Here is a 19,334-nt window from a genome sequence, read left to right as displayed (position 1 = left end):
TGATTCCTTGCATTGCCAGTAGTTAGACATAAGCCAGACAACATTTAATTTTCTGACAGAAATGTGATATATTGTTGGGCGAAAGGGGTTATTTAAAGGAGGTAGGATGAGATGAGCGCAGAGGTATACTTGCTAACTGGGTACTTAGGAAGCGGAAAAACCACCCTTTTGCAAAAATGGCTGACTCATTTGCGCATCACAGACCAGAAAGTAGTCGTCTTGATGAATGAAATGGGGGAAGAAGATATTGACGGGGAACAATTGCAAGGCTTCGGCTTTCCTGTCAAAAAAATGCTGGATGGCTGCATATGCTGCTCGATCAAAGGCGAGCTAACGGAAGGCTTGAAAGATATTATGAACGCCATTGCGCCAGACCGAATCCTCATCGAGACTACTGGCGTAGCCGATCCACTCGATGTCATCGATACGATTACCCATCCAGAGCTTTATGATCGACTGGAGTTAAACGGGACCATTAGTGTTGTCGACGCCTCTCGTTTTCTCGACCTCAACTCACGATTCTCCTCGACTGCCACTCTGGTCAAAACGATTCGAAATCAAGTGCGTTACGCAGACCTGCTTCTTCTGAACAAAACCGATTTGACTAGTCCTGATGTCATAGAGCGAGTCCGTCAAAAGCTCAGTGAAATCAATCCGACTGCACCCATACACGCTACTGTTCAGGCAGAAATAGAAGTCTCCCGGCTTTTGTCAGTCAAACGCACCGTTCATGAGCGATCGCCAGACAACGAGACAAGCCGCCCCATCGCTGTACAGAAAAGCATCGGCCGAATGTCAACGATGGACAGGCTCAAGCAATCCCTTGGCCTAAAAACAAGCCAACCCTCTCTCTACAATAGTATCGAAACGTTTTCCTATGTATTCACCGGGCCCGTAGACGCGAAAAAATTCGAGGACTTTCTGTACGATCTTCCCAAAAACGTCTATCGGGCAAAAGGCTACGTCCAGTTCCACGGAAAGCCCGAGCTGATCTCGTTTCAACATACCGATAATCAGGTGCTCCTGTTCCCTTTTGAAAATTTCGGACCGAAAATGGTAGCTGTCTTCATCGGGGAAGGAATGGACCGAGAAATTATTTTGAACAATCTAATAAAATGTTATGGTTAACGGACGCCGAAACACCCTGCCGCAAGTGACAGGGTGCTTTGTGTTCAGGACTTTTTAAGCACCAGCTTCGATAGTGCTCTCTTCCTCTTGACCTACGCGGTCGTATTCTGTTAGTACTGCTGCCTGGATTTTTTCACGGGTAGTCGAAGAAATCGGATGTGCAATATCACGGAATTCTCCATCTGGTGTACGCTTGCTTGGCATAGCTACAAACATACCATTGTTTCCGTCAATGACACGGATATCATGAACCACAAACTCATGGTCAATTGTAATGGATGCAATCGCTTTCATCCTACCATCCGTATTCACTCGGCGAAGTCTTACGTCTGTTACTTCCATCTAGTTCACTCCCTTTATCTATGTAACGCGTTTAGGATTATTTCCACCCGCTGGGTAAATATTCCTGCTTACCATTATGCAATATTTGAAAAAATATATAAATATGTTTATATGTCATTTTTTGGAAACATTTTCTGCAAGTACAAAAAACAGCCCAATGCGCGTAGCATCAGGCTGTTTTTCCATTATTTTCTATTCGATATAAGCTACAATCTCGATTTCAACTTTTACGTCACGCGGCAGTCGTGCCACTTCCACAGTGGAGCGAGCTGGCTTGTGATCACCGAAATATTGACCGTATACTTCGTTCAGTTGACCAAAATCATTCATGTCCTTGATGAATACAGTCGCTTTCACTACGTTCGTCAGGCTGCCACCGGCCTCTGCCAGTACCGCTTGAATGTTGGAAAAAACCTGATGGGTTTGCTCCACGACGTCACCCTCTACCAAAGTGCCGTCTGCACGCAGCGGAATTTGACCTGATGCAAAAAGAAATGGACCTACCTTTGCAGCTTGACTGTAAGGACCAATAGCGGCAGGAGCCTTGTCAGTTGAAACAAAAGAGATTGCCATACCTATCTACTCCCCTCTTTTTTCAAAAAAACTGCCTAGCTCTATTTCAATTTGCTTGCCCTTGAAGTCTACATCCTGCAGTTTTGCAAGCGATACGTATTCATCTACCAAACGCTCAGAAACATCCGCTGTCGTTTCTACCAGTACGCCGCATCCCACTACGGTTGCACGGAATTCCTGCAACAAATCAATCATGCCCCGCAGCGTCCCGCCAGCCTTCATAAAGTCGTCCACAATGAGGACACGAGACTGCTCGGCCAAACCGCGGCGAGCGAGTGACATGGTTTGGATTCGTTTACTGGAACCTGATACATAGTTAATGCTCACTACTGAACCTTCCGTCACCTTGTTGTCACGGCGCACAATCACAACAGGTACATTCAAAAACATAGCCGTCGCATATGCAAGTGGAATCCCCTTTGTTTCCACCGTCATGACGACATCCACATTTTTATCCGCATAAGCCGTTGCAAAGAGCTTTCCGATCTTCGCCATCGTTTGTGGATTTCCGAGAATGTCTGACATGTACAAGTATCCACCTGGTAAAAGTCTCTCTGGATTAGCGAGTTGACCGATCAGTTCGCGCATGAAGTGAAGGGCCTCTTCCGTTTTGACCTGTGGAATATACTTCACTCCGCCTGCCGCTCCCGCCACCGTTTTCAACAAGCCTACCCCTTGGACTTCAAAAGCCTCTTTGATGATAGACAAGTCTTCACTGATGGATGATTTCGCTGCGCCGTATTGTTCCGCGAACAGAGTGAGAGGAGTCAGCGTATGGGGATGGGCGAGCAAGTGCTGCGTCATGTCAACCAGACGTGCACTTCTGCGCAATTTCTTCATGGCTCTTCCTCCAAAACCGAATAATATGCTGATAATGTATCATTTCCATACGGGTTTATGCAAGTATTTCCCCTTCTTGAGCGCCTAACATTCGGACAACAAACACATCTTTGACAAAACCTCGCAACGCGTTGTAGATCCGATGTACTTTCGCTTCCTTTTGCACAAGAGCAAACACAGTAGGGCCGCTGCCAGACATCAGGACACCATCTGCTCCTGACGCGATCATGAGATCCTTGATCTGTCTTACTTGTGGATGGAGCGAAAGTGTAACATTCTCCAGCACATTCCCAAGAGATTGGCACATGAGTGAAAAGTCTTGCGTCGCGATGGCTTGCAGCATCTGTTTGGTATCAGGATGATTATCGATCTGGGCCACACGCAGGTTGCCGTATACATCTGGGGTAGATACTCCGATAGGCGGCTTGGCTAGAATGACCCAGCACGGTGCAGGAGCCCCCAGATGCGCAATCTGTTCGCCACGCCCCGTCGCCAGCGCTGTTCCACCATAAACGCAAAATGGCACATCAGAGCCAATCTCCGCTCCGATTTTAGCCAGCTCATCTCTGGTCAACCCGAGATTCCATAATTGGTTCAAGCCGCGTAGTGTTGCCGCTGCATCACTGCTGCCACCTGCCAGTCCAGCCGCAACAGGTATTTGCTTGTCGATATACAAGTGTACGCCCTGGCGTACTTGAAATTTTTCTTTCATGAGCGTTGCCGCTTTATATGCATGGTTACGGATATCATCTGGTACGAAGCTGGCAGAACAGTCCAGCGTAATCTCACCATCTTCGCGTAGAGTCATGTCCACACGATCTGCCAAGTCTACGGTTGTCATCACCATTTCTACTTCGTGATAACCGTCCGGCCGTTTGGCAAGCACATCGAGAGTCAAATTAATTTTGGCCGGAGCTTTGACCGAGATACGCACGTAATTCACCTCTGCCTACTTTCTAAATTTCCTAGTTTCTTATTGTAGCATAGGCAAACTCTCCCATGCCACTTGATCAATTAAAAAGAATAGATCGAGAGCATTATGGGTATTTCGAAAATTCAGCTCTCTTTCCAGAAAAAAAAGCCGGGATGCCCCGGCCTTGTCAACGAGTTTTTATGGTGAGAAACGTCCGTGCGTTCAAACCCAAACGCTACAATCGCTTAGCGGCTAATGCTTCCTCAGCAAGCTGAACAGCGCGCTTGACCATGTTACCCGCGTCCCGTGTCGTGATGCCTCCCCAACCCTCGGATTTTACCGTATCGTAAAACCCAAGCTCTTTGGCCAGTTCCATCTTAAACTGCTCTGACATCAGTCCTCGTCTGCGACCCATAGCACCCTCCTTCTCGTTGACAGGCTTAGTGTGCTCCATACTGCTCTTTTTATTGCCTGAACCAAATGTTCAGAGCTTTTCGATATAAAAAACAAAACAGTAGAACCCAAAAGGGCTCTACTGTTGTACAAATGTGATGCGGATGTGCTCGTTTTCGCGGCACACCGTCAATTCTACTGTTTCCGTCAAGATGTCAGCATAGCTGTAAGATACCCGCTCAAAGAGTTGGTCGTCATCCAGCTTTACCACAAACACAGATGGGTAAGTTTCTTCGAGGATGCCACTACGTTCAACGGTTTTGCGGCGACCGCCATTAGCCTTCAGCAGGATGCGCTCACCAATGTGTCCGTCCAAACTACGTTTAATGTCAAGTAACGCGTTTCTTGCCATTGTTCCATCCACCTCGCTTACATCTATTATAACAGCTCACTTATATTTTGTCAAAGAAATAAAAAATTATAGCAACCCTGCAGATATTTTGTCAACGGGGTTTTTTTCATAAAAAACGTAGATATTTGTCAAAAGATATGCATAAAGGGCATAAATACGCAAAAACCCCCTTTCTGGGGGATCGCGCCCAAAAATAAGGGGGTTGTCTACACGATTTACGTAATCAGTCCGCGGCGCATACCTTCGTTCGCTAGGCGGGCAAATTCGTCCAAACTGAGTGTTTCACCACGTCGGGTCGGATCGATCCCGATGTCAGTGAGCATCTGTATTACTTCATCCTTTTGGGTTTTAGGAAACAGTCCATTCATTAGGTTGTTCAACAATGTCTTGCGACGCTGTGCAAACGAGCTGCGTACCACCCGGAAAAACACGTCCTGATCATCTACCTCTACTGGCGGACGATCTCTTACCTTTAAACGAATCACTGCCGAGTCGACATTCGGACGCGGGATAAACACACTTGCAGGCACAATCATCGCTACTTCTGTATCTGCATAGAATTGAGCTGCGACTGACAGAGAGCCATAGTCTTTCGTTCCTGGTTTGGCTGCAATTCTCTCTGCCACTTCCTTTTGAATCATAACTACGATGTTCTCGAGGGGCAATCTCTCTTCCAGCAGCTTCATCAGGATCGGTGTCGTCACATAGTAAGGCAAATTCGCCACTACGCTCAGCTTTTCCACTCCTGTCATCTTTTCTTCTATTAACTTCTTCAGATCCAGCCCCAGTACGTCCCCATGAACGACTTCAATATTTTCATAGGGTGACAGCGTGTCCTGCAAAATAGGCAAAAGACGCTGGTCGATTTCGATCGCCATCACTTTTTTGGCTGCTCGTCCCAATTGCTCCGTTAGAGCACCGATACCGGGCCCAATCTCAATCGCTCCCTTTTCCTTGGTGAGGTCTGCCTCTGAAACAATGTTGTGTAAAATGTTGGTGTCTATCAGGAAGTTCTGGCCCAGACTCTTCTTAAAAGCAAAGCCGTACTTCTCCAATATCTCTTTTGTACGCGTCGGTGTGGCAATATCCTTGCCCGCTATTTGGGTCATGGCTTACTCCCTCTCTTTGTTGATGGCTGCAATAGCCGCTTCGAATTCTGCTCGACTGATTTGGAAGGCATTGAGCCGCTGCAGCATTTGCTTGGCGTTGGCATATCCGATCCCCAATGCTTCTCCCAGCTTGATTCTGCGTTCTTTGGCATCTACACCAGACGTCAGGCCATTTGCCAACAAGTCGTCAGAGGTAATCTCCCCAGCCGTTTCCGCCATTTCGGTACGCACTTCTGAGAGCGCACGAATAATCACGTCAGGTGTCGCGTTTTCGACACCGATGTCGCCCTTTTTGGTTCCATCCTCCTGGGTAATAAATGCGTGCTTACAGCCTGGAACTGACTTGCTAATAATTTTTCGGATGCGCTCCCCTTGATAATCAGGGTCTGTGAAAATAATAACACCGCGTTTTTGTTGCGCCAGCCTGATTTTTTCAATCGTTCTTTTATGAATGGCAGAACCGCCAGTTTCAATCGTATCGGCATTAACCGCGCGCTTGATCGTTGCGGTATCGTCTCGTCCTTCGACCACGATGACTTCCTTGATCTTCATCATGTGCTCCCACTTTCGTACAAAATCGGTACGATACTATTGTTCCAAAAAAACCGTACCTCAAGCAAAAAATACATGAAACATTTGGTAAACAAGATCGTCTAACTAACAAACAGCTTATCACAATAACCATCTAGGAAACAGAAGAACAGGAGCAATCGCTCCTGTCCTAAGGCTTCTGTGGTCCAATAATATATACAGTTTTGTTGCGCTTGCGACCGAAATTCCTCGCCTCGGACTCCGTGCCTACGAATACGTCGATTTTGCCACCTTTCATGGCACCACCCGTATCTTCAGCTCGACGATACCCAACACCTTCAATGTACACCCACCATCCATACGGAATGACGTTAGGATCTACAGCGATTGTGTGACCTACCTTGGCTTTTGCCCCTGTTGATGTGCGTCCATATCCCGGAGAGCTTGGGTGTTTGCCACCTCCCGAAGGAGTATAAGCGGTCAGGGTAACCCCGTTCAGCACTTTTTTCGGCCTAAATACTTTTCCACCACGCGAGACCGGACCCGCTGCAGAAGCAACCAGGACCCGATCTGGTTGACCCTTTTTCTGCAACATTGGGATTGCGGTACCCACGGCTACAACATTATCTTTCTTCGGTACAAGTACATCTCTTTTGACCAGATCACGGGAGACTTCTTTCCCATCTTCCATGATTAGCTTGTAGTGTGCAATTGCCTTACCTTCTTGCCCGCTCTGTAATACGCGGGTCTTACCTTTTTCCAGCGCTGGATCATTTTTGCGTATTTCTTGAAAGGTGACTCGCTCATCGACTTTTACCATTTTCTCAACAATTCGCTTTACGCTGATCGAGGAGTCCTTGGTAAGTGTAGCGGTCAATGCCGGTTCTACCCGGTCCTTCTCACCTAGCACGATGCCGCCGTCCTTCAACGCACCAGCAACATCACGACTAAGTGTCTCTATCGTTTTTTTCTGCCCGTCAACCTGGATTGGTATGGACCAGGTCGTATATAAAGTAATGAGTGCTCCGTCTTTTAGCTTCGTCTCTAGTGTCGGTTGAAGGGAATCCTTTTCCGTTACCGTAATGTTTCGCTCGGTTAAGAACTGCTCAACAGTCGTGGCTTTTGTAGCGACCGTCTTACTTTCTCCGTCCAACGAAAAAGTGACCTGTTTTGGCTGAGTAGCCTGGGCAGAGAAATAGCCAATCATGGGAACGAGCACAAGAGCAAGGCAGCCAAACATGACGAGCCCACGATTCTTATACCTTTCCCATATCGCGCGTAACTCCATTTCCCACACTCCTTTTCCTAGAAAAGCACAAGGCTCTTCTTGTCTAGCCAGGTAAGGGTCGATGTAATTGCACTAATATTCTGGAAGTGGCCGGTACTTCACAAGGTCGGCTTTGATTGTATTTCACTTTCTCTCCTTTGTCAAATTTACCCTCCCTTTTGGCTGAAACGATAATGGTATCAGACTAGCAAAATAGGCTTGGCGAATGGTAGCAGAAACCTGTCGAGAAGCTATGTCGGATGGACAATAATCGTTCGACACATTGTTCATCGTATGCGTCGACAAAATCGAGTAGAACCCGGTTACTTCACACAAAAAAACGGGAAATCACGTGATCAATCGTGATTTCCCGTTTTTATTAACCATTCATGCGAAAAAGACGTCTGGCGTTGTCTGCGGTAATTTGCGCCATTTCCTCGTAAGACAAACCATGAATGTTCGCCATTTCCTCACAGACGTAACGGACATATCCACTCTCATTTCGCTTTCCGCGGAAAGGATGCGGAGTGAGATATGGGCAATCTGTCTCTATCAACAACTTGTCTAGCGGTACCTTCGCTGCTACTTCTTTTGGCTGCTTGGCATTTTTGAACGTAAGCGGACCACCGAACGAAATATAAAAATTCATATCGAGTGCCTGCTTCGCTGTTTCCCAGCTGCCAGAGAAGCAGTGCATGATGCCGCCAACATCTGCTGCCTTCTCTTCCTTCAGGATCGTCAAAACGTCTTGGTGCGCATCGCGATTGTGGATGATGATCGGCATGTCGAGCTTGCGAGCCAGACGAATCTGCTTGCGGAATACCTCTGCCTGCACATCACGTGGCGACGTATCCCAGTAGTAGTCCAAGCCCATTTCACCCAATCCCACTACTTTCGGATCACGACTGAGTTCCTCGATCCATTCCAGGTGTTCGTCTGTCATATCCTTGGCGTCCTGTGGATGCCAACCGATGACGGCGTAAATAAAATCATACGCATGAGCCAAATCCATGCAGCTTGGAATTGTTTCAGCATTGAATCCGATGTTCACAATCGTACTGACGCCATTTTCTTGCGCACGAGCAATGACTTCTGCACGATCTTCATCGAATTCATTCGCATTTAGATGAGCATGGGTTTCAAATAACAAGATGGGTCCTTCCTTTCCTTGCCCTCGTTACTTCACGATTGCTCCGTTTGGCATACTTGGGTCAACAGTCGCAAGTGTCAACTGATCTCCTGCCGATGCTGCCAAGATCATTCCTTGGGACAGCTCACCACGAAGCTTCACTGGCTTCAGGTTAGCTACGAGGATCACTTTTTTGCCGACCATATCTTCTGGGGAGTAGTATTTCGCGATACCGGAAACTACTTGGCGCTTCTCGTAGCCGAGATCCAATTGCAGAACCAACAATTTGTCTGCATTTGGATGCTTGGCACATTCCACTACCTGTGCGACGCGCAGCTCTACTTTTCCAAAATCGTCGATGCTGATTTCTTCTTTTGCATCAGCTGGCTTGTCAGTTGTTGCGTCTGTTTGGTTGGTGTTTGTTTCGCTCACAGGTGCTTCCCCTTTCAAAGCTGCTTGCTTTTTCTTGTTTTCTTCCGCTTGGCGGCGTGCCTCTGCAGTCGAATCGTCGATGAAAGCCAGTTCCGCTTGAACATCCAGACGAGGGAAGAGCAGTTCCTTGCGGCTAACGGTGCTTCCAGCAGGCAATCCACCCCATACACTTGCAGATTCCCAGTTGGTTGCTTCTTCATTGCCCAAAATACCCAGTTGATCCCAAATTTTCGCTGGTGCTTTGGTCATGAACGGTTGGATCAGGACGGAGCTAATGCGGATGCTTTCCACCAAATTGTACATAACGGTTGCCAGACGACCTTTGGTTTCTTCGGATTTCGCCAAATTCCAAGGCATGGTCTCGTCGATGTATTTGTTTGTACGTCCCACCAGCTCCCAGATGTGAGCCAGTGCATTGGAGAAGCGCATTTCTTCTATGTGCTCTTCCACCAGCGCCTTCGTTTTCATCGCAAGGCCGATCAAGCTGTCATCCGGCTCTCCTGCATCCTGTGGAGCTGGAACGATACCATCGAAATATTTCTCAATCATCGTAGCGGTACGGCTTAGCAGGTTTCCGATGTCATTAGCCAAGTCGTAGTTCAGGCGCTGCACGAACGATTCTGGCGTGAAGATGCCATCCTGACCGAAGTTGATTTCACGAAGCAGGAAGTAGCGAACGCCGTCAGAACCGTAACGGTCAATCAAAACCTTCGGGTCAATGACATTGCCCTTGGATTTTGACATTTTTCCATCCGGCATCAGAAGCCAGCCATGACCAAAAATTTGTTTTGGCAACGGGATGTCCAATGCCATCAACAGGATTGGCCAGTAGATCGTATGGAAGCGCAAAATGTCTTTTCCAACCATATGAACATTGGCTGGCCAGAAGTTACGATATTTGCTGTCGTCCTCGGACAAATACCCGAGAGCAGAAATATAGTTCGTCAATGCATCAATCCATACGTAAATAACATGCTCTGGATCGCTTGGCACCTTGATTCCCCAGTCAAATGTACTGCGGGATACGGACAAATCCTGAAGGCCTGGTTTCAGGAAGTTATTGATCATTTCGTTGCGGCGGCTCTCCGGTTGAATAAATTCAGGGTTTGCTTCAATGTGTGCAAGCAGTCTGTCCTGATACTTGGACATGCGGAAGAAGTAGTTTTTCTCCTTCACTTTTTTCACTTCGCGGCCACAGTCTGGACACGCATATCCGTTGTCCGTTTTCGCTTGGGTTTCTGTCCAGAAAGCCTCACACGGTACACAGTAGAAGCCCTCATACTCGCCCAAGTAAATATCACCTTGATCGAGCAGGCGCTGGAACACTTTTTGTACGACTTCTTTATGACGAGGCTCTGTGGTACGGATGAAATCGTCATAAGAGATGTCCAGCTTTTCCCACAGGTCCTTTACCCAATCGACAATCGGGTCGATGAATTCGAGGGGTTGTTTGCCCTCTTCGGCTGCACGCTCTTGGAGCTTTTGACCATGCTCATCTGTCCCTGTCAGGTAATACACATCATAGCCGCGCAAACGCTTATAACGTGCCATAGCATCACACGCGATTGTGGTGTAAGCGTTACCGATGTGGAGCTTGTTACTTGGATAGTAGATCGGTGTTGTAATGTAATAAGTAGGTTTCATTGCAACTATTCCCCTCCTGTTTACGTTAATGAAAATAAGGAAAAGCCCACCCCAAAAAATTGGGGCGAGCTCTATCTCGCGGTACCACCCAAATACTCCGTCCCCTCACGGAAAACGGACTTGGTGAGTCAAAACATGACTCTACCCGTAACGTGGGCATACGTCACAAACTACTTGGTACGGTCAATGCCGTCACTGTTCATTTGCAAGACTCAGGGTCCATGTTCAGCTTGCTCGCTTATACCGGTTTTCAGCTACCCCGGCTCTCTGAAATAAGGAGATCGGCTTACTCTTCCCATCATGGTCGTTTGGTATCATTTGCTGTATTTATCCTCTATTGTACACGACCAACCTGTTTTGTAAACATCCTCGACAAACCCATCTTCCTGAGTGATTTTATCGCTCGCCTCATGCCAACTTTACAAATTACAAGTAGAAAGGGGAAAACTTGGGGTTTTTGTCGAATCATCATGTTGGGTTTCGACATTCGTCGACTCATTCGACACCCAATAATCCCAGTAAATTTTATCCATAAAAATTTCCATATTCCTTCCATCACTTTGATAAACACCTATTTAACAGCATTTCGGTTTTGAAAAAACATTTTGCTTTTCAAGGAATTGTCAAAATCATGTTGACACCTTTGGGAATGGCTGGTATGATTATCCCAACAGAAAATGTCGAATATTGACGATAAATGATGAGCGTATAACAATAGCATCGACATATACAGTATTTTGGGAGGAGATTTTAACTATGATGAAATCAACCGGTATTGTTCGTAAAGTAGATGAATTGGGTCGTGTTGTTATTCCAATCGAATTGCGCCGCACTCTGGGTATCGCTGAGAAAGATGCTTTGGAAATCTACGTTGACGGAGAGCGCATCATCCTGAAAAAGTATGAGCCTGCATGTATCTTCTGTGGAAACGCTGACAAAGTATCTCACTTTAAAGGTAAAATTGTGTGCCAAGATTGCCTGACAGAAATGCCTGTTAAACGCTAATATCATTTGATTACATAAACATGCCTTTGTGGGACGAGCCTCACAAAGGCTTTTTGTTTGCTATTTTTTCTTCAAAAGCGCTCGGAAGAAGAACAGCCTTGGCTCATACAAATCAGAATAGACCACATCTGTCGGCATTTCAAAGGATACATCGCCAGAAAACTGTAATCCAACCTCCGCCAAAACTTGCTGTAGTCGAGCTAAATTGATTAGCGGGTAATCAAAAGTGAGCACGAGCTGCCCATCGTCTTTTAACACCCTGCGAAATTCACTGAATGCTTGCACCATAACCGGGTCTTCAAGATGCTCGAGAACAGAGATGCAAAATACAGTATCAAACTTTTGATTTGAGTACGGCAAGTAGGTTAAATTGGCTCGACAATAATGAATAACATCAAAATAATGTACAGGCAGGCTGTCTGCTACCCTTTTCCCAAATACGTCCACAATATCTTGATAGATCGCTTCCTTAGATAGTATCCGATTATCGAGATCACAAGCGTGTACTTCTCTACAATGATCGGCCAAATAAAATTTGAATGGGTGGCAGATCCCACAAGCTGAATCAAGCACAACGTCATTCGGATTGGCAAACTGTTTGGCCCAAGCATATTCGTACGGTCTGCTGTTCCATATAACGGGCAGCGTAAATATGAAGTGATCGTCTTTTTCATCTGTATTCACAATAAAACGAGAATCACGTATACTCACTGTTGATTCCCCCTTCCATTCCTTCCGAAAACACCGCGGTGCCCCTTACCATCGTATTAAACGTAACCCGTCGAGATGACGAAAAGAAAAAAGCCGACCGTATCGGGGCTGTTGACAAAAAGGGTTAGGGACCCAATGCCCTAACCCTTTTGCCGTTTTTTCACTTATACGTCGTCGGATTGTTTTGTTTCGTAACCTGTGATTAGTTTGCTTTTATCATTCGTTTAATGTTAATTGCCATTGCAGAAAAGAGGCAGTGTTCGGATACATTTCGAATGCCTCTTTTGTATGTTTCTTTTAAGTTATGCTGCCTTTTCATTGTACCGAAGGTACCCTCGCACCATATTCTTCTTTGCCTTTGGATAACACTGTACTCTTGGCTTTGCTTCCTTGCTTGGTTGCGTTCTTTAGCCTCTTGGAATAATGGTCTTTCTATTGTTTTGCGAGATGCGGTTTGTCCAAAACATTGTTGGCGTAACTCACAGGACTTACAGTCCTTTGTTTGGGCAGCATAAATTTTGCTATAACTTTGTTTCCAACTGTGCCACTTAACATGAGTAAATTGAAGTGCCTTGCCATTCGAGCAATAATAGGCATCGTTCATTTCATCAAATGTAAATTGTACTGACCTTTCGGTCTGATCAATAACACCTTTTATCGGAGAGATATAACCGGTTATCTTTAAATTTTCTAATTCATGGTGTACTCCAGAGCGATCATACCCTTTATCTGCGCCTACTTTGCCAATATGTAAACCAAATTTCTCTTTTTGTATCTGTAATCGCTTTATAAATGGTTCGTGGTCATTCACATTAGCAGCCGTAACGTGTATATCAGTTATGATTCCATGCTTAACGTCCACACTGGTATGCGCTAAATAGTGAAATCCCTTGGGTTTATTAGGACGGTTCAATAAACCTGACTCCGGGTCTGTTGTGCTCTGTTTTACTTCCTTCTCAGGAGGAGAGGTTTTAGGTTTTCTTCCTCGTTTTTTCCTAGTGGGATCGTTATCTCTGTCTTTTTTAATTCTCCGTGCTTCCTTTTCTAGCTCTTCAAGGTACTCAGTAGGCTTTTTCTCCACTAAAACTTTTTCTGACCTATTAATCGATGCATTCGCTTTGATGTGAGTAGAATCAACAACAATTATTTCCCCAGTAACTAAACCAGTTCGAATACATTCCGAGACGATGTGATCGAAGATCTCCTGAAAAATATGACTTTCTTTAAATCTACGACGGCGGTTCTGGCTCAGTGTGGAATGATCGGGAACAGTGTCAGTTAAGTCCAATCCTAAAAACCATCGATAGGCCAAATTCACTTGGATTTCTTGTTCCAACTTCCTTTCGGAAGGGATGCCATAAAGATACCCGATAAGGATCATTTTCATTAACAAAACTGGATCAACTGAGCGACGACCTACAGGCGAGTATAAGTGTTGCACTTTCTCATAGATAAAAGAAAAATCAATCTTATTACGAACAACACGTAAAAAATGATTCTCGGGTACAAGATCATCCAAATTTAAGAACATAAACTGGTGCTGTTTGTCTCCATCGATTCCCATCATGAGATAGCCCTCCAAAATAAAAAGAACCGTATAGAAATGATTTCTACACGATTCCCAGAAACTCCTATCTCTACGGCAATTTGTCAACAGCCCCGTATCGGCCAGCTTTGCTCACTCATTCCCTTTTATTCACGATGATACTCGTTGTAAACATCTCGTTTGGATACGTTTCGATCATCAGCTGCTTGCTTGATGGCTTCCTTTTTCCCCATGCCTTGTGCGCAGTAATGATCCACGTGCTCCACGATACTCAGTGATTGCCACCATGCATCATCGACTTCCGCTTCCAGCGGACCGGTGTTGCCTTCGACAATGACACAAAACTCACCGCGCACCTCGCCGCTTCTGAGCCATTCCAGCAGCTCGTCCAACGTCCCGCGCGCAAATTCCTCGTAGCGCTTTGTCAGCTCTCTTGCCAGGACAGCTCGCCGATTCCCCCACACTTCCCGCATGGCCGCAAGTGTCTTTTCCACCCGATGAGGAGCTTCATAAAAAATCAGCGTTTCTGGATATCGCTTCAATCGTTCCAGCTCTTCGCGTCTTTCTTTGTTTTCGCGTCCCATAAATCCGCAAAATACAAAGCGATCAGTAGGAAGACCGGAAGCGATCAAAGCTGTCAACGCCGCATTGGCACCCGGAACGGGGATGACAGAAAATCCCGCTGCGGTCGCATCTCGTACCAGCTCCGCACCCGGGTCGGAAATAGCCGGCAAACCAGCGTCGCTTACCAAGGCAATCTTTTTGCCCTCGGCGAGCCACTGCAACAACCCATTTCCACTTGCTTCCTTATTATGCTCGTGATAGCTGACCGTACGTTTTTCGATTTGAAAATGATTCAGCAACTTTCTCGTCTGGCGCGTATCTTCACACGCGATGACATCGACTTCACGCAACGTATTTAGACACCGCACCGTGATATCATCGAGATTACCGATGGGTGTAGCCACCAAATAAAGGACTCCTGCTTCTTCTGACGCAAAACTGCGTTGCACATTCATTCGGAGGCCCCTCCAATCAATTCTTCTTTTTTCTTGCGGGTTAATCGTTTGATGCTCTCTTCACGCTTGAGACCCCAGGAACGGTCTGCCCCTTCTTCCCAATAGAGCAGCTCCACTGGCCCGCGGCCTCTCGTATACTTGGCACCCTTTCCTTCATTATGAGCAGCCAAGCGACGGATCAGCTCTGTTGTATATCCGGTGTAGAGTGTCCCATCCGCACAAGAGAGAATGTAGACATAGTGACTCTTACTCGAGGGAATCTCGTCTGCCATAATAGATTTCCTGTAGTTCTTCACAGTATTGTTCTCCATTTTCATACACAATCAGCGGCGGCTGAATTCTCAGCTCCGGCTTTCCACCCCTTATTCCCTCGATCAGAACCATATTCGGCTCTGCTTCCCTACGCGGATAAACCAGACGCATTCGCTTCGGCTCAATGCCATATTGGCGCATAAGCGAAACGATGTCGATCAAACGTGTGGATCGATGCACGAGCGCCAGTTTGCCGCCATTTTTTAGCAACTGACTCCCCACGCGAATGACATCCTCCAAGGACAGCATAATCTCATGACGAGCGATCGCAAAGTGCTCGCTGATGTTTTTCTCCCCACTGGTCGCAGGCATATACGGTGGATTGCAGGTGATCAAATCGAAATTCCCGTGCCCAAACAGCGACACCGCATCCTTCACATCGCCATGATGCATCGTAATTCGCTCGTTCAAACCATTCAATGTCACATTGCGGCTCGCCATGCTGAACAAACGCTCTTGAATTTCGATTCCATCAAAACTGGCTTCTGGCGTACGCGTCGTCATAATGAGCGGTATAGCTCCATTGCCCGTGCACATATCCAATACTTTTCCACGCTTTGGCACCGATGCGAATCGCGCCAAAAGAACCGCGTCCATCGAGAAGCAAAACACCTCGTGGCTCTGGATTATTTTCATTTCATGTGTCAATAAATCATCGATGCGCTCTGTTTCGTAAAGCGGCACGTTGGTGACAGGTTCCATCTGCGACTCGTACTCCCTTTTGTTCTTGTCTTATTATTCCTATCCGGAAAAAAGCGACCTGACACGTGGCCCAGGTCGCTTTTTCATGTGGTGCTGGTTACTCACCGCTTATTTTTGAGGGCCGCCGCTCAGGAATGAGAGACAGAACAGGCAATCCCCTTCTTTTCGCAGGCTGCCGAAATGCACATTACAGATATGAAATCCTTCCGCGTACAAACGGGCTAGGTTGTCATATCCTTCGCCGACCACTGCCTTTTTGGCTTTTTCCTTCGCGACAGGGCTTGTTCCCTTTTGTTTTGCTTGGGAGCCGGTCTTTTTCCTGTCTAGTCGGTTGCGAAGGTGCTGGTTTTCAACGAGTAATTGGGCGTTTTCCTCCATCAAAACAACGATGACGTCTTTCAGTTCACCAATTTCCTTATAAAGGTCACCAATACGTTCTTCAATGCTCGCCATCTTGACGAAGATTTCCCGTTTGTCCACTAGCTCACCTCTCCCCTACCCCCACACTTTATTCAAAGGTGGGGAGACCTATCGCAATCTCATCCAATCCGAATTCGGTGACACGTTTGTCAATTGAAAGCTCTACTTGAACAGATTGGTCAAGCACGTTTACGGAAACGACTCGTCCATTCCCCATCGGGGTGGTGACCAATTTGCCGACGTCCGGCATCTCATCCTTCGAGCTTTCATAGTTGTCGTTCTCGTATTTTAAACAGCACATCAACCGGCCGCACAGACCAGAGATTTTGGCTGGATTCAACGAAAGATTTTGGTCCTTGGCCATTTTGATCGAGACAGGCTCGAAATCGCCGAGGAACGTCGAACAGCAAAGCAACCTGCCACAAGGCCCGATCCCGCCGAGCATTTTGGCTTCGTCACGCACACCGATCTGGCGAAGCTCAATCCGGGTGCGGAATACGGAGGCGAGGTCTTTTACCAGCTCACGGAAATCAACCCTGCCGTCAGCAGTAAAATAAAAGATAATCTTGTTGCGGTCGAACGTGTATTCCACATCAACCAGCTTCATATCGAGCTTGTGCTCTTTGATCTTCGTCTGACATACAGCAAAAGCATTCTTGGCGGCTTGCTTGTTTTCATCCACCTGTTTTGCATCTCGCTCGTCTGCCATCCGAATGACCTTTTTCAGCGGCAATACGACATCAGACTCAGCCACTTCTTTTTTGCCAATGACGACCTTGCCAAATTCGACCCCTCGCGCCGTTTCAACGATGACGGTGCAGTCTTGCTCAATCGGCAGTCGGTCAGGGTCGAAGTAATATATTTTGCCCGCTTTCTTAAAGCGGACCCCAACAACCTCGTACAAGGGTTATCCCTCCTGGAATTGAAGAACCAACCGCTCAAGAGCCAACTGTGCGTTGGCATTTCGCTCTATCCGATTTTTCGTCTCCATGACCAAATCTATCCCACGCAAGAGCTCAGCTTTTGTCCATACCAGTGCTTGTCCTTGCAGCACATCCTGTTGGTCGCTGTTAATGAGATGGGCATGCCTGCCTACTTGCAAATACAGGATATCGCGCAGCCAAAGGATGAGCAAATCTAAAAAGAGGGGTAGTTCCTCTTTACTTTTGTCGCTCTTTTGCAACATATCATGGATCGTTAAGAGTGCAGATGAATTGCGCTGTTTGCACTCCTGCACCAATTGTATCACTAGATTTCTTAGCTGTGCAAACGATTCTGATTGGCTGAGTGTCATAGCTTCTTCCACATTTGTCGTAATGTGGGAGGCAACCTGCGCCATTCCCGCCAAAACGCCCTCTGCACGCAGCTTTTCCGCAATCAATTCTGCAGATAGTGGTGAAAATTGAACGTTTTGGCATCGAGATAAAATCGTAGGAAGAATCGCATGGCTGTGCTCTGTCAATAGTAGTGCCAGTACACCAGCGGGCGGTTCCTCCAGAAACTTGAGTAGACTGTTGGCAGCCTGTGTCGTCATTTTATCGACGTGCTCGATGATATATACCTTGCGTGACGACTCGACGGCCCGCATCGCCATTTCTTTTTGCAGTGAACGGATCTGGTCGATCTTAATCGAAGCCCCATCAGGCGTAATAAACAACACATCCGGGTGGTTGCCACCCTCTATGCGCCTGCATGTAACACAGGCCCCGCAGGCGTCTGCCTCCCTTTCCGAACAAAAAAGGGACTTCGCCAGATGCAGGGCCATCTGCTTTTTACCTGAACCTTTGGGACCCGCCAGCAAGTAGGCGTGTGCCAGTCGTTCGTTGCGCAAACTATGAGACAGCAGTTCCTGTGCTCGTGGCTGCTGAGAAAAACGGGTCCATGTCATGATGGTTTCACACCCACTAAAAATACAAATTGATCAACATGCCGCGGATTTCGCCAATCCTGGCTAACAAATCAATCGTTGGTGCCTGCTCGCTCAAGAGCTCATCTGTCAGTTTGAGGAGCTCTGCATCCACCTCTTTGACGATCTTGTACAGCCTGCTGCGACCACGCCGATTCATTCCTCGTCTGTCATCTAGGGCAATGCCGAACTTCACAGCCTCTTCCATGAACTGCTTGACGAGATTTTTATAAGCATAGAAGTCACGAACGGCGCGGGAACGAGCAAGAATCTGTCCCTGCTTGTCTATGTCTGTCAGCAGCCGGGTAAGCTTCTCCTGAGACATACGTTCGTCTTCTCCTTGAATCATCGTGCCAAAATTCAGCTTTTCCAGTTGAGGATTCTTGCGTGAATCCGTCGTTTTAATCAAGTCCAGTTTAGGCCGTAACCCATCACTGATTTTCATATCGCCACCTCCGTCGCCCGATCCAATACAGGGTTTGTCCCCATGAGATCAAGTATATACGAAAGCTGCGAAAAAAGAGAGAAGGAACCACATTAAAATGAGTGGAACTCTCCGACATCCAATACGAATACTGCCGCACCACCCACCTGTACTTCCAGCGGATATGGCATGAACGAGTCTACAGCATTGCTGAGTGGAGAGACGGGAGTGACCATTTGTTTGCGGGATTTGCAATTATGCGCAATGATGTCGATTACTTCCGGCACGCTTTCGTCAGACGTACCGATCAAAAAAGTTGTGTTACCGGCGCGTAAAAAGCTACCCGTACTAGCCAGCTTCGTAGCACGAAAACCTTTTTTCACCAGTTGTTGAGACAGACGACCACTATCTTTATCTTGGACGACCGCAACTACCATTTTCATCGGCTATCACCCTTTCTCCCATGATCCATTCCCAATTTGGCTTCTTCATTGTATGAAAAACACGTAGGCTTGGTACGTTATTTCGCTTAAACATATTATACAGCATGTACATCATCCTGCGGTACAGGGAACC

Annotated in this window: 23 protein-coding genes and 1 other annotated feature; of the genes, 2 read left to right on the top strand and 21 right to left on the bottom strand. The window is 46.8% G+C overall.

Features of this window, described 5'->3' with window-relative positions; all coding sequences use genetic code 11:
* The first annotated feature begins 111 nt into the window (after positions 1-111).
* A complete protein-coding gene (locus tag ACUUHJ_RS00690; RefSeq protein WP_289675493.1) occupies positions 112-1,128 on the top strand; it encodes a CobW family GTP-binding protein in 1,017 nt (338 codons plus the stop codon).
* Between the two features lie 54 nt (positions 1,129-1,182).
* On the opposite strand, the gene spoVG is transcribed toward ACUUHJ_RS00690, so the two are convergent.
* The 11 genes from spoVG to metG all read right to left on the bottom strand — a co-directional run bounded on the left by spoVG (position 1,183) and on the right by metG (position 10,713).
* Positions 1,183-1,470, bottom strand: a complete 288-nt coding sequence (gene spoVG, locus ACUUHJ_RS00685; RefSeq protein ID WP_007719936.1) for a septation regulator SpoVG — start codon at positions 1,468-1,470, stop codon at positions 1,183-1,185.
* A gap of 192 nt (positions 1,471-1,662) precedes the next feature.
* Positions 1,663-2,043 (bottom strand): RidA family protein, encoded by a 381-nt coding sequence (locus ACUUHJ_RS00680; RefSeq protein WP_012683869.1) that lies wholly within the window; start codon positions 2,041-2,043, stop codon positions 1,663-1,665.
* Positions 2,044-2,049: 6 nt separating this feature from the next.
* Positions 2,050-2,883 (bottom strand): pur operon repressor, encoded by an 834-nt coding sequence (purR, locus tag ACUUHJ_RS00675; protein ID WP_012683868.1) that lies wholly within the window; start codon positions 2,881-2,883, stop codon positions 2,050-2,052.
* A gap of 55 nt (positions 2,884-2,938) precedes the next feature.
* On the bottom strand, positions 2,939-3,817 hold the full coding sequence (gene ispE / locus ACUUHJ_RS00670) for a 4-(cytidine 5'-diphospho)-2-C-methyl-D-erythritol kinase (protein ID WP_016740914.1): 879 nt from the start codon (positions 3,815-3,817) through the stop codon (positions 2,939-2,941).
* Positions 3,818-4,031: 214 nt separating this feature from the next.
* A complete protein-coding gene (locus ACUUHJ_RS00665) occupies positions 4,032-4,211 on the bottom strand; it encodes a small, acid-soluble spore protein, alpha/beta type (RefSeq protein ID WP_012683866.1) in 180 nt (59 codons plus the stop codon).
* 117 nt (positions 4,212-4,328) lie between these two features.
* Positions 4,329-4,601, bottom strand: coding sequence for a biofilm formation stimulator Veg (veg, locus tag ACUUHJ_RS00660; protein ID WP_005830485.1), 273 nt, complete (start codon positions 4,599-4,601; stop codon positions 4,329-4,331).
* A 215-nt stretch (positions 4,602-4,816) separates the two neighbouring features.
* Positions 4,817-5,710 (bottom strand): 16S rRNA (adenine(1518)-N(6)/adenine(1519)-N(6))-dimethyltransferase RsmA, encoded by an 894-nt coding sequence (gene rsmA / locus ACUUHJ_RS00655; protein ID WP_016740913.1) that lies wholly within the window; start codon positions 5,708-5,710, stop codon positions 4,817-4,819.
* A 3-nt stretch (positions 5,711-5,713) separates the two neighbouring features.
* A complete protein-coding gene (gene rnmV / locus ACUUHJ_RS00650) occupies positions 5,714-6,262 on the bottom strand; it encodes a ribonuclease M5 (protein ID WP_012683864.1) in 549 nt (182 codons plus the stop codon).
* A gap of 169 nt (positions 6,263-6,431) precedes the next feature.
* Complete coding sequence (locus tag ACUUHJ_RS00645; protein ID WP_289675489.1) at positions 6,432-7,529, bottom strand: 3D domain-containing protein; 1,098 nt, start codon at positions 7,527-7,529, stop codon at positions 6,432-6,434.
* A gap of 358 nt (positions 7,530-7,887) precedes the next feature.
* Entirely contained in the window at positions 7,888-8,658 is a 771-nt protein-coding gene (locus ACUUHJ_RS00640) for a TatD family hydrolase (RefSeq protein WP_012683862.1), read from the bottom strand.
* A gap of 27 nt (positions 8,659-8,685) precedes the next feature.
* Entirely contained in the window at positions 8,686-10,713 is a 2,028-nt protein-coding gene (gene metG / locus ACUUHJ_RS00635) for a methionine--tRNA ligase (RefSeq protein ID WP_289675488.1), read from the bottom strand.
* A gap of 57 nt (positions 10,714-10,770) precedes the next feature.
* Positions 10,771-11,024 (bottom strand) — a binding site (T-box leader).
* A 445-nt stretch (positions 11,025-11,469) separates the two neighbouring features.
* Here metG and ACUUHJ_RS00630 point away from each other — a divergent pair.
* The gene (locus ACUUHJ_RS00630; RefSeq protein WP_007719913.1) at positions 11,470-11,718 is read left to right on the top strand and encodes an AbrB/MazE/SpoVT family DNA-binding domain-containing protein; all 249 of its coding nucleotides are present in this window, start codon (positions 11,470-11,472) and stop codon (positions 11,716-11,718) included.
* A 60-nt stretch (positions 11,719-11,778) separates the two neighbouring features.
* On the opposite strand, the gene ACUUHJ_RS00625 is transcribed toward ACUUHJ_RS00630, so the two are convergent.
* The 10 genes from ACUUHJ_RS00625 to ACUUHJ_RS00580 form a co-directional block, all read right to left on the bottom strand.
* Positions 11,779-12,429, bottom strand: a complete 651-nt coding sequence (locus tag ACUUHJ_RS00625) for a class I SAM-dependent methyltransferase (protein WP_472298068.1) — start codon at positions 12,427-12,429, stop codon at positions 11,779-11,781.
* Between the two features lie 202 nt (positions 12,430-12,631).
* Positions 12,632-13,996 carry an IS1182 family transposase gene (locus ACUUHJ_RS00620; RefSeq protein ID WP_472298067.1) on the bottom strand — a complete coding sequence of 455 codons (1,365 nt, stop codon included), beginning with the start codon at positions 13,994-13,996 and terminating at the stop codon, positions 12,632-12,634.
* Positions 13,997-14,121: 125 nt separating this feature from the next.
* Positions 14,122-14,994, bottom strand: a complete 873-nt coding sequence (rsmI, locus tag ACUUHJ_RS00615; RefSeq protein ID WP_472298066.1) for a 16S rRNA (cytidine(1402)-2'-O)-methyltransferase — start codon at positions 14,992-14,994, stop codon at positions 14,122-14,124.
* Positions 14,991-15,266 carry a GIY-YIG nuclease family protein gene (locus tag ACUUHJ_RS00610; protein ID WP_007719905.1) on the bottom strand — a complete coding sequence of 92 codons (276 nt, stop codon included), beginning with the start codon at positions 15,264-15,266 and terminating at the stop codon, positions 14,991-14,993. The genes rsmI and ACUUHJ_RS00610 overlap by 4 nt, the downstream gene beginning before the upstream one ends.
* Positions 15,241-16,008, bottom strand: coding sequence for a tRNA1(Val) (adenine(37)-N6)-methyltransferase (locus tag ACUUHJ_RS00605; RefSeq protein WP_007719904.1), 768 nt, complete (start codon positions 16,006-16,008; stop codon positions 15,241-15,243). The genes ACUUHJ_RS00610 and ACUUHJ_RS00605 overlap by 26 nt, the downstream gene beginning before the upstream one ends.
* A 108-nt stretch (positions 16,009-16,116) precedes the next feature.
* Positions 16,117-16,488, bottom strand: coding sequence for a DNA replication initiation control protein YabA (gene yabA, locus ACUUHJ_RS00600; RefSeq protein WP_012683858.1), 372 nt, complete (start codon positions 16,486-16,488; stop codon positions 16,117-16,119).
* Positions 16,489-16,516: 28 nt separating this feature from the next.
* The gene (locus ACUUHJ_RS00595) at positions 16,517-17,332 is read right to left on the bottom strand and encodes a PSP1 domain-containing protein (protein ID WP_012683857.1); all 816 of its coding nucleotides are present in this window, start codon (positions 17,330-17,332) and stop codon (positions 16,517-16,519) included.
* Positions 17,333-17,335: 3 nt separating this feature from the next.
* Positions 17,336-18,316, bottom strand: coding sequence for a DNA polymerase III subunit delta' (gene holB, locus ACUUHJ_RS00590; protein ID WP_472298065.1), 981 nt, complete (start codon positions 18,314-18,316; stop codon positions 17,336-17,338).
* A gap of 16 nt (positions 18,317-18,332) precedes the next feature.
* Entirely contained in the window at positions 18,333-18,779 is a 447-nt protein-coding gene (locus tag ACUUHJ_RS00585; protein ID WP_012683855.1) for a YaaR family protein, read from the bottom strand.
* Between the two features lie 92 nt (positions 18,780-18,871).
* On the bottom strand, positions 18,872-19,201 hold the full coding sequence (locus ACUUHJ_RS00580; RefSeq protein ID WP_007719896.1) for a cyclic-di-AMP receptor: 330 nt from the start codon (positions 19,199-19,201) through the stop codon (positions 18,872-18,874).
* Positions 19,202-19,334 lie beyond the last annotated feature (133 nt).

This window comes from Brevibacillus schisleri (assembly GCF_055685845.1).
The sequence above is the reverse complement of the archived record's forward strand: the minus strand, read 5'-3'. Positions and strand labels throughout refer to the sequence as shown.

What these genes read in the sequence shown, in the direction of transcription:
- ACUUHJ_RS00690 (WP_289675493.1), top strand. Translation starts at nt 112, where the DNA reads ATGAGCGCAGAGGTATACTTGCTAACTGGGTACTTAGGAAGCGGAAAA.
- purR (WP_012683868.1), bottom strand. Translation starts at nt 2,883, where the DNA reads ATGAAGAAATTGCGCAGAAGTGCACGTCTGGTTGACATGACGCAGCAC.
- holB (WP_472298065.1), bottom strand. Translation starts at nt 18,316, where the DNA reads ATGACATGGACCCGTTTTTCTCAGCAGCCACGAGCACAGGAACTGCTG.
- ACUUHJ_RS00680 (WP_012683869.1), bottom strand. Translation starts at nt 2,043, where the DNA reads ATGGCAATCTCTTTTGTTTCAACTGACAAGGCTCCTGCCGCTATTGGT.
- ACUUHJ_RS00580 (WP_007719896.1), bottom strand. Translation starts at nt 19,201, where the DNA reads ATGAAAATGGTAGTTGCGGTCGTCCAAGATAAAGATAGTGGTCGTCTG.
- ACUUHJ_RS00620 (WP_472298067.1), bottom strand. Translation starts at nt 13,996, where the DNA reads ATGATGGGAATCGATGGAGACAAACAGCACCAGTTTATGTTCTTAAAT.
- metG (WP_289675488.1), bottom strand. Translation starts at nt 10,713, where the DNA reads ATGAAACCTACTTATTACATTACAACACCGATCTACTATCCAAGTAAC.
- spoVG (WP_007719936.1), bottom strand. Translation starts at nt 1,470, where the DNA reads ATGGAAGTAACAGACGTAAGACTTCGCCGAGTGAATACGGATGGTAGG.
- rnmV (WP_012683864.1), bottom strand. Translation starts at nt 6,262, where the DNA reads ATGAAGATCAAGGAAGTCATCGTGGTCGAAGGACGAGACGATACCGCA.
- ACUUHJ_RS00645 (WP_289675489.1), bottom strand. Translation starts at nt 7,529, where the DNA reads ATGGAGTTACGCGCGATATGGGAAAGGTATAAGAATCGTGGGCTCGTC.
- ACUUHJ_RS00665 (WP_012683866.1), bottom strand. Translation starts at nt 4,211, where the DNA reads ATGGGTCGCAGACGAGGACTGATGTCAGAGCAGTTTAAGATGGAACTG.
- veg (WP_005830485.1), bottom strand. Translation starts at nt 4,601, where the DNA reads ATGGCAAGAAACGCGTTACTTGACATTAAACGTAGTTTGGACGGACAC.
- rsmA (WP_016740913.1), bottom strand. Translation starts at nt 5,710, where the DNA reads ATGACCCAAATAGCGGGCAAGGATATTGCCACACCGACGCGTACAAAA.
- ACUUHJ_RS00585 (WP_012683855.1), bottom strand. Translation starts at nt 18,779, where the DNA reads ATGAAAATCAGTGATGGGTTACGGCCTAAACTGGACTTGATTAAAACG.
- ACUUHJ_RS00630 (WP_007719913.1), top strand. Translation starts at nt 11,470, where the DNA reads ATGATGAAATCAACCGGTATTGTTCGTAAAGTAGATGAATTGGGTCGT.
- ACUUHJ_RS00605 (WP_007719904.1), bottom strand. Translation starts at nt 16,008, where the DNA reads ATGGAACCTGTCACCAACGTGCCGCTTTACGAAACAGAGCGCATCGAT.
- ACUUHJ_RS00610 (WP_007719905.1), bottom strand. Translation starts at nt 15,266, where the DNA reads ATGGCAGACGAGATTCCCTCGAGTAAGAGTCACTATGTCTACATTCTC.
- rsmI (WP_472298066.1), bottom strand. Translation starts at nt 14,994, where the DNA reads ATGAATGTGCAACGCAGTTTTGCGTCAGAAGAAGCAGGAGTCCTTTAT.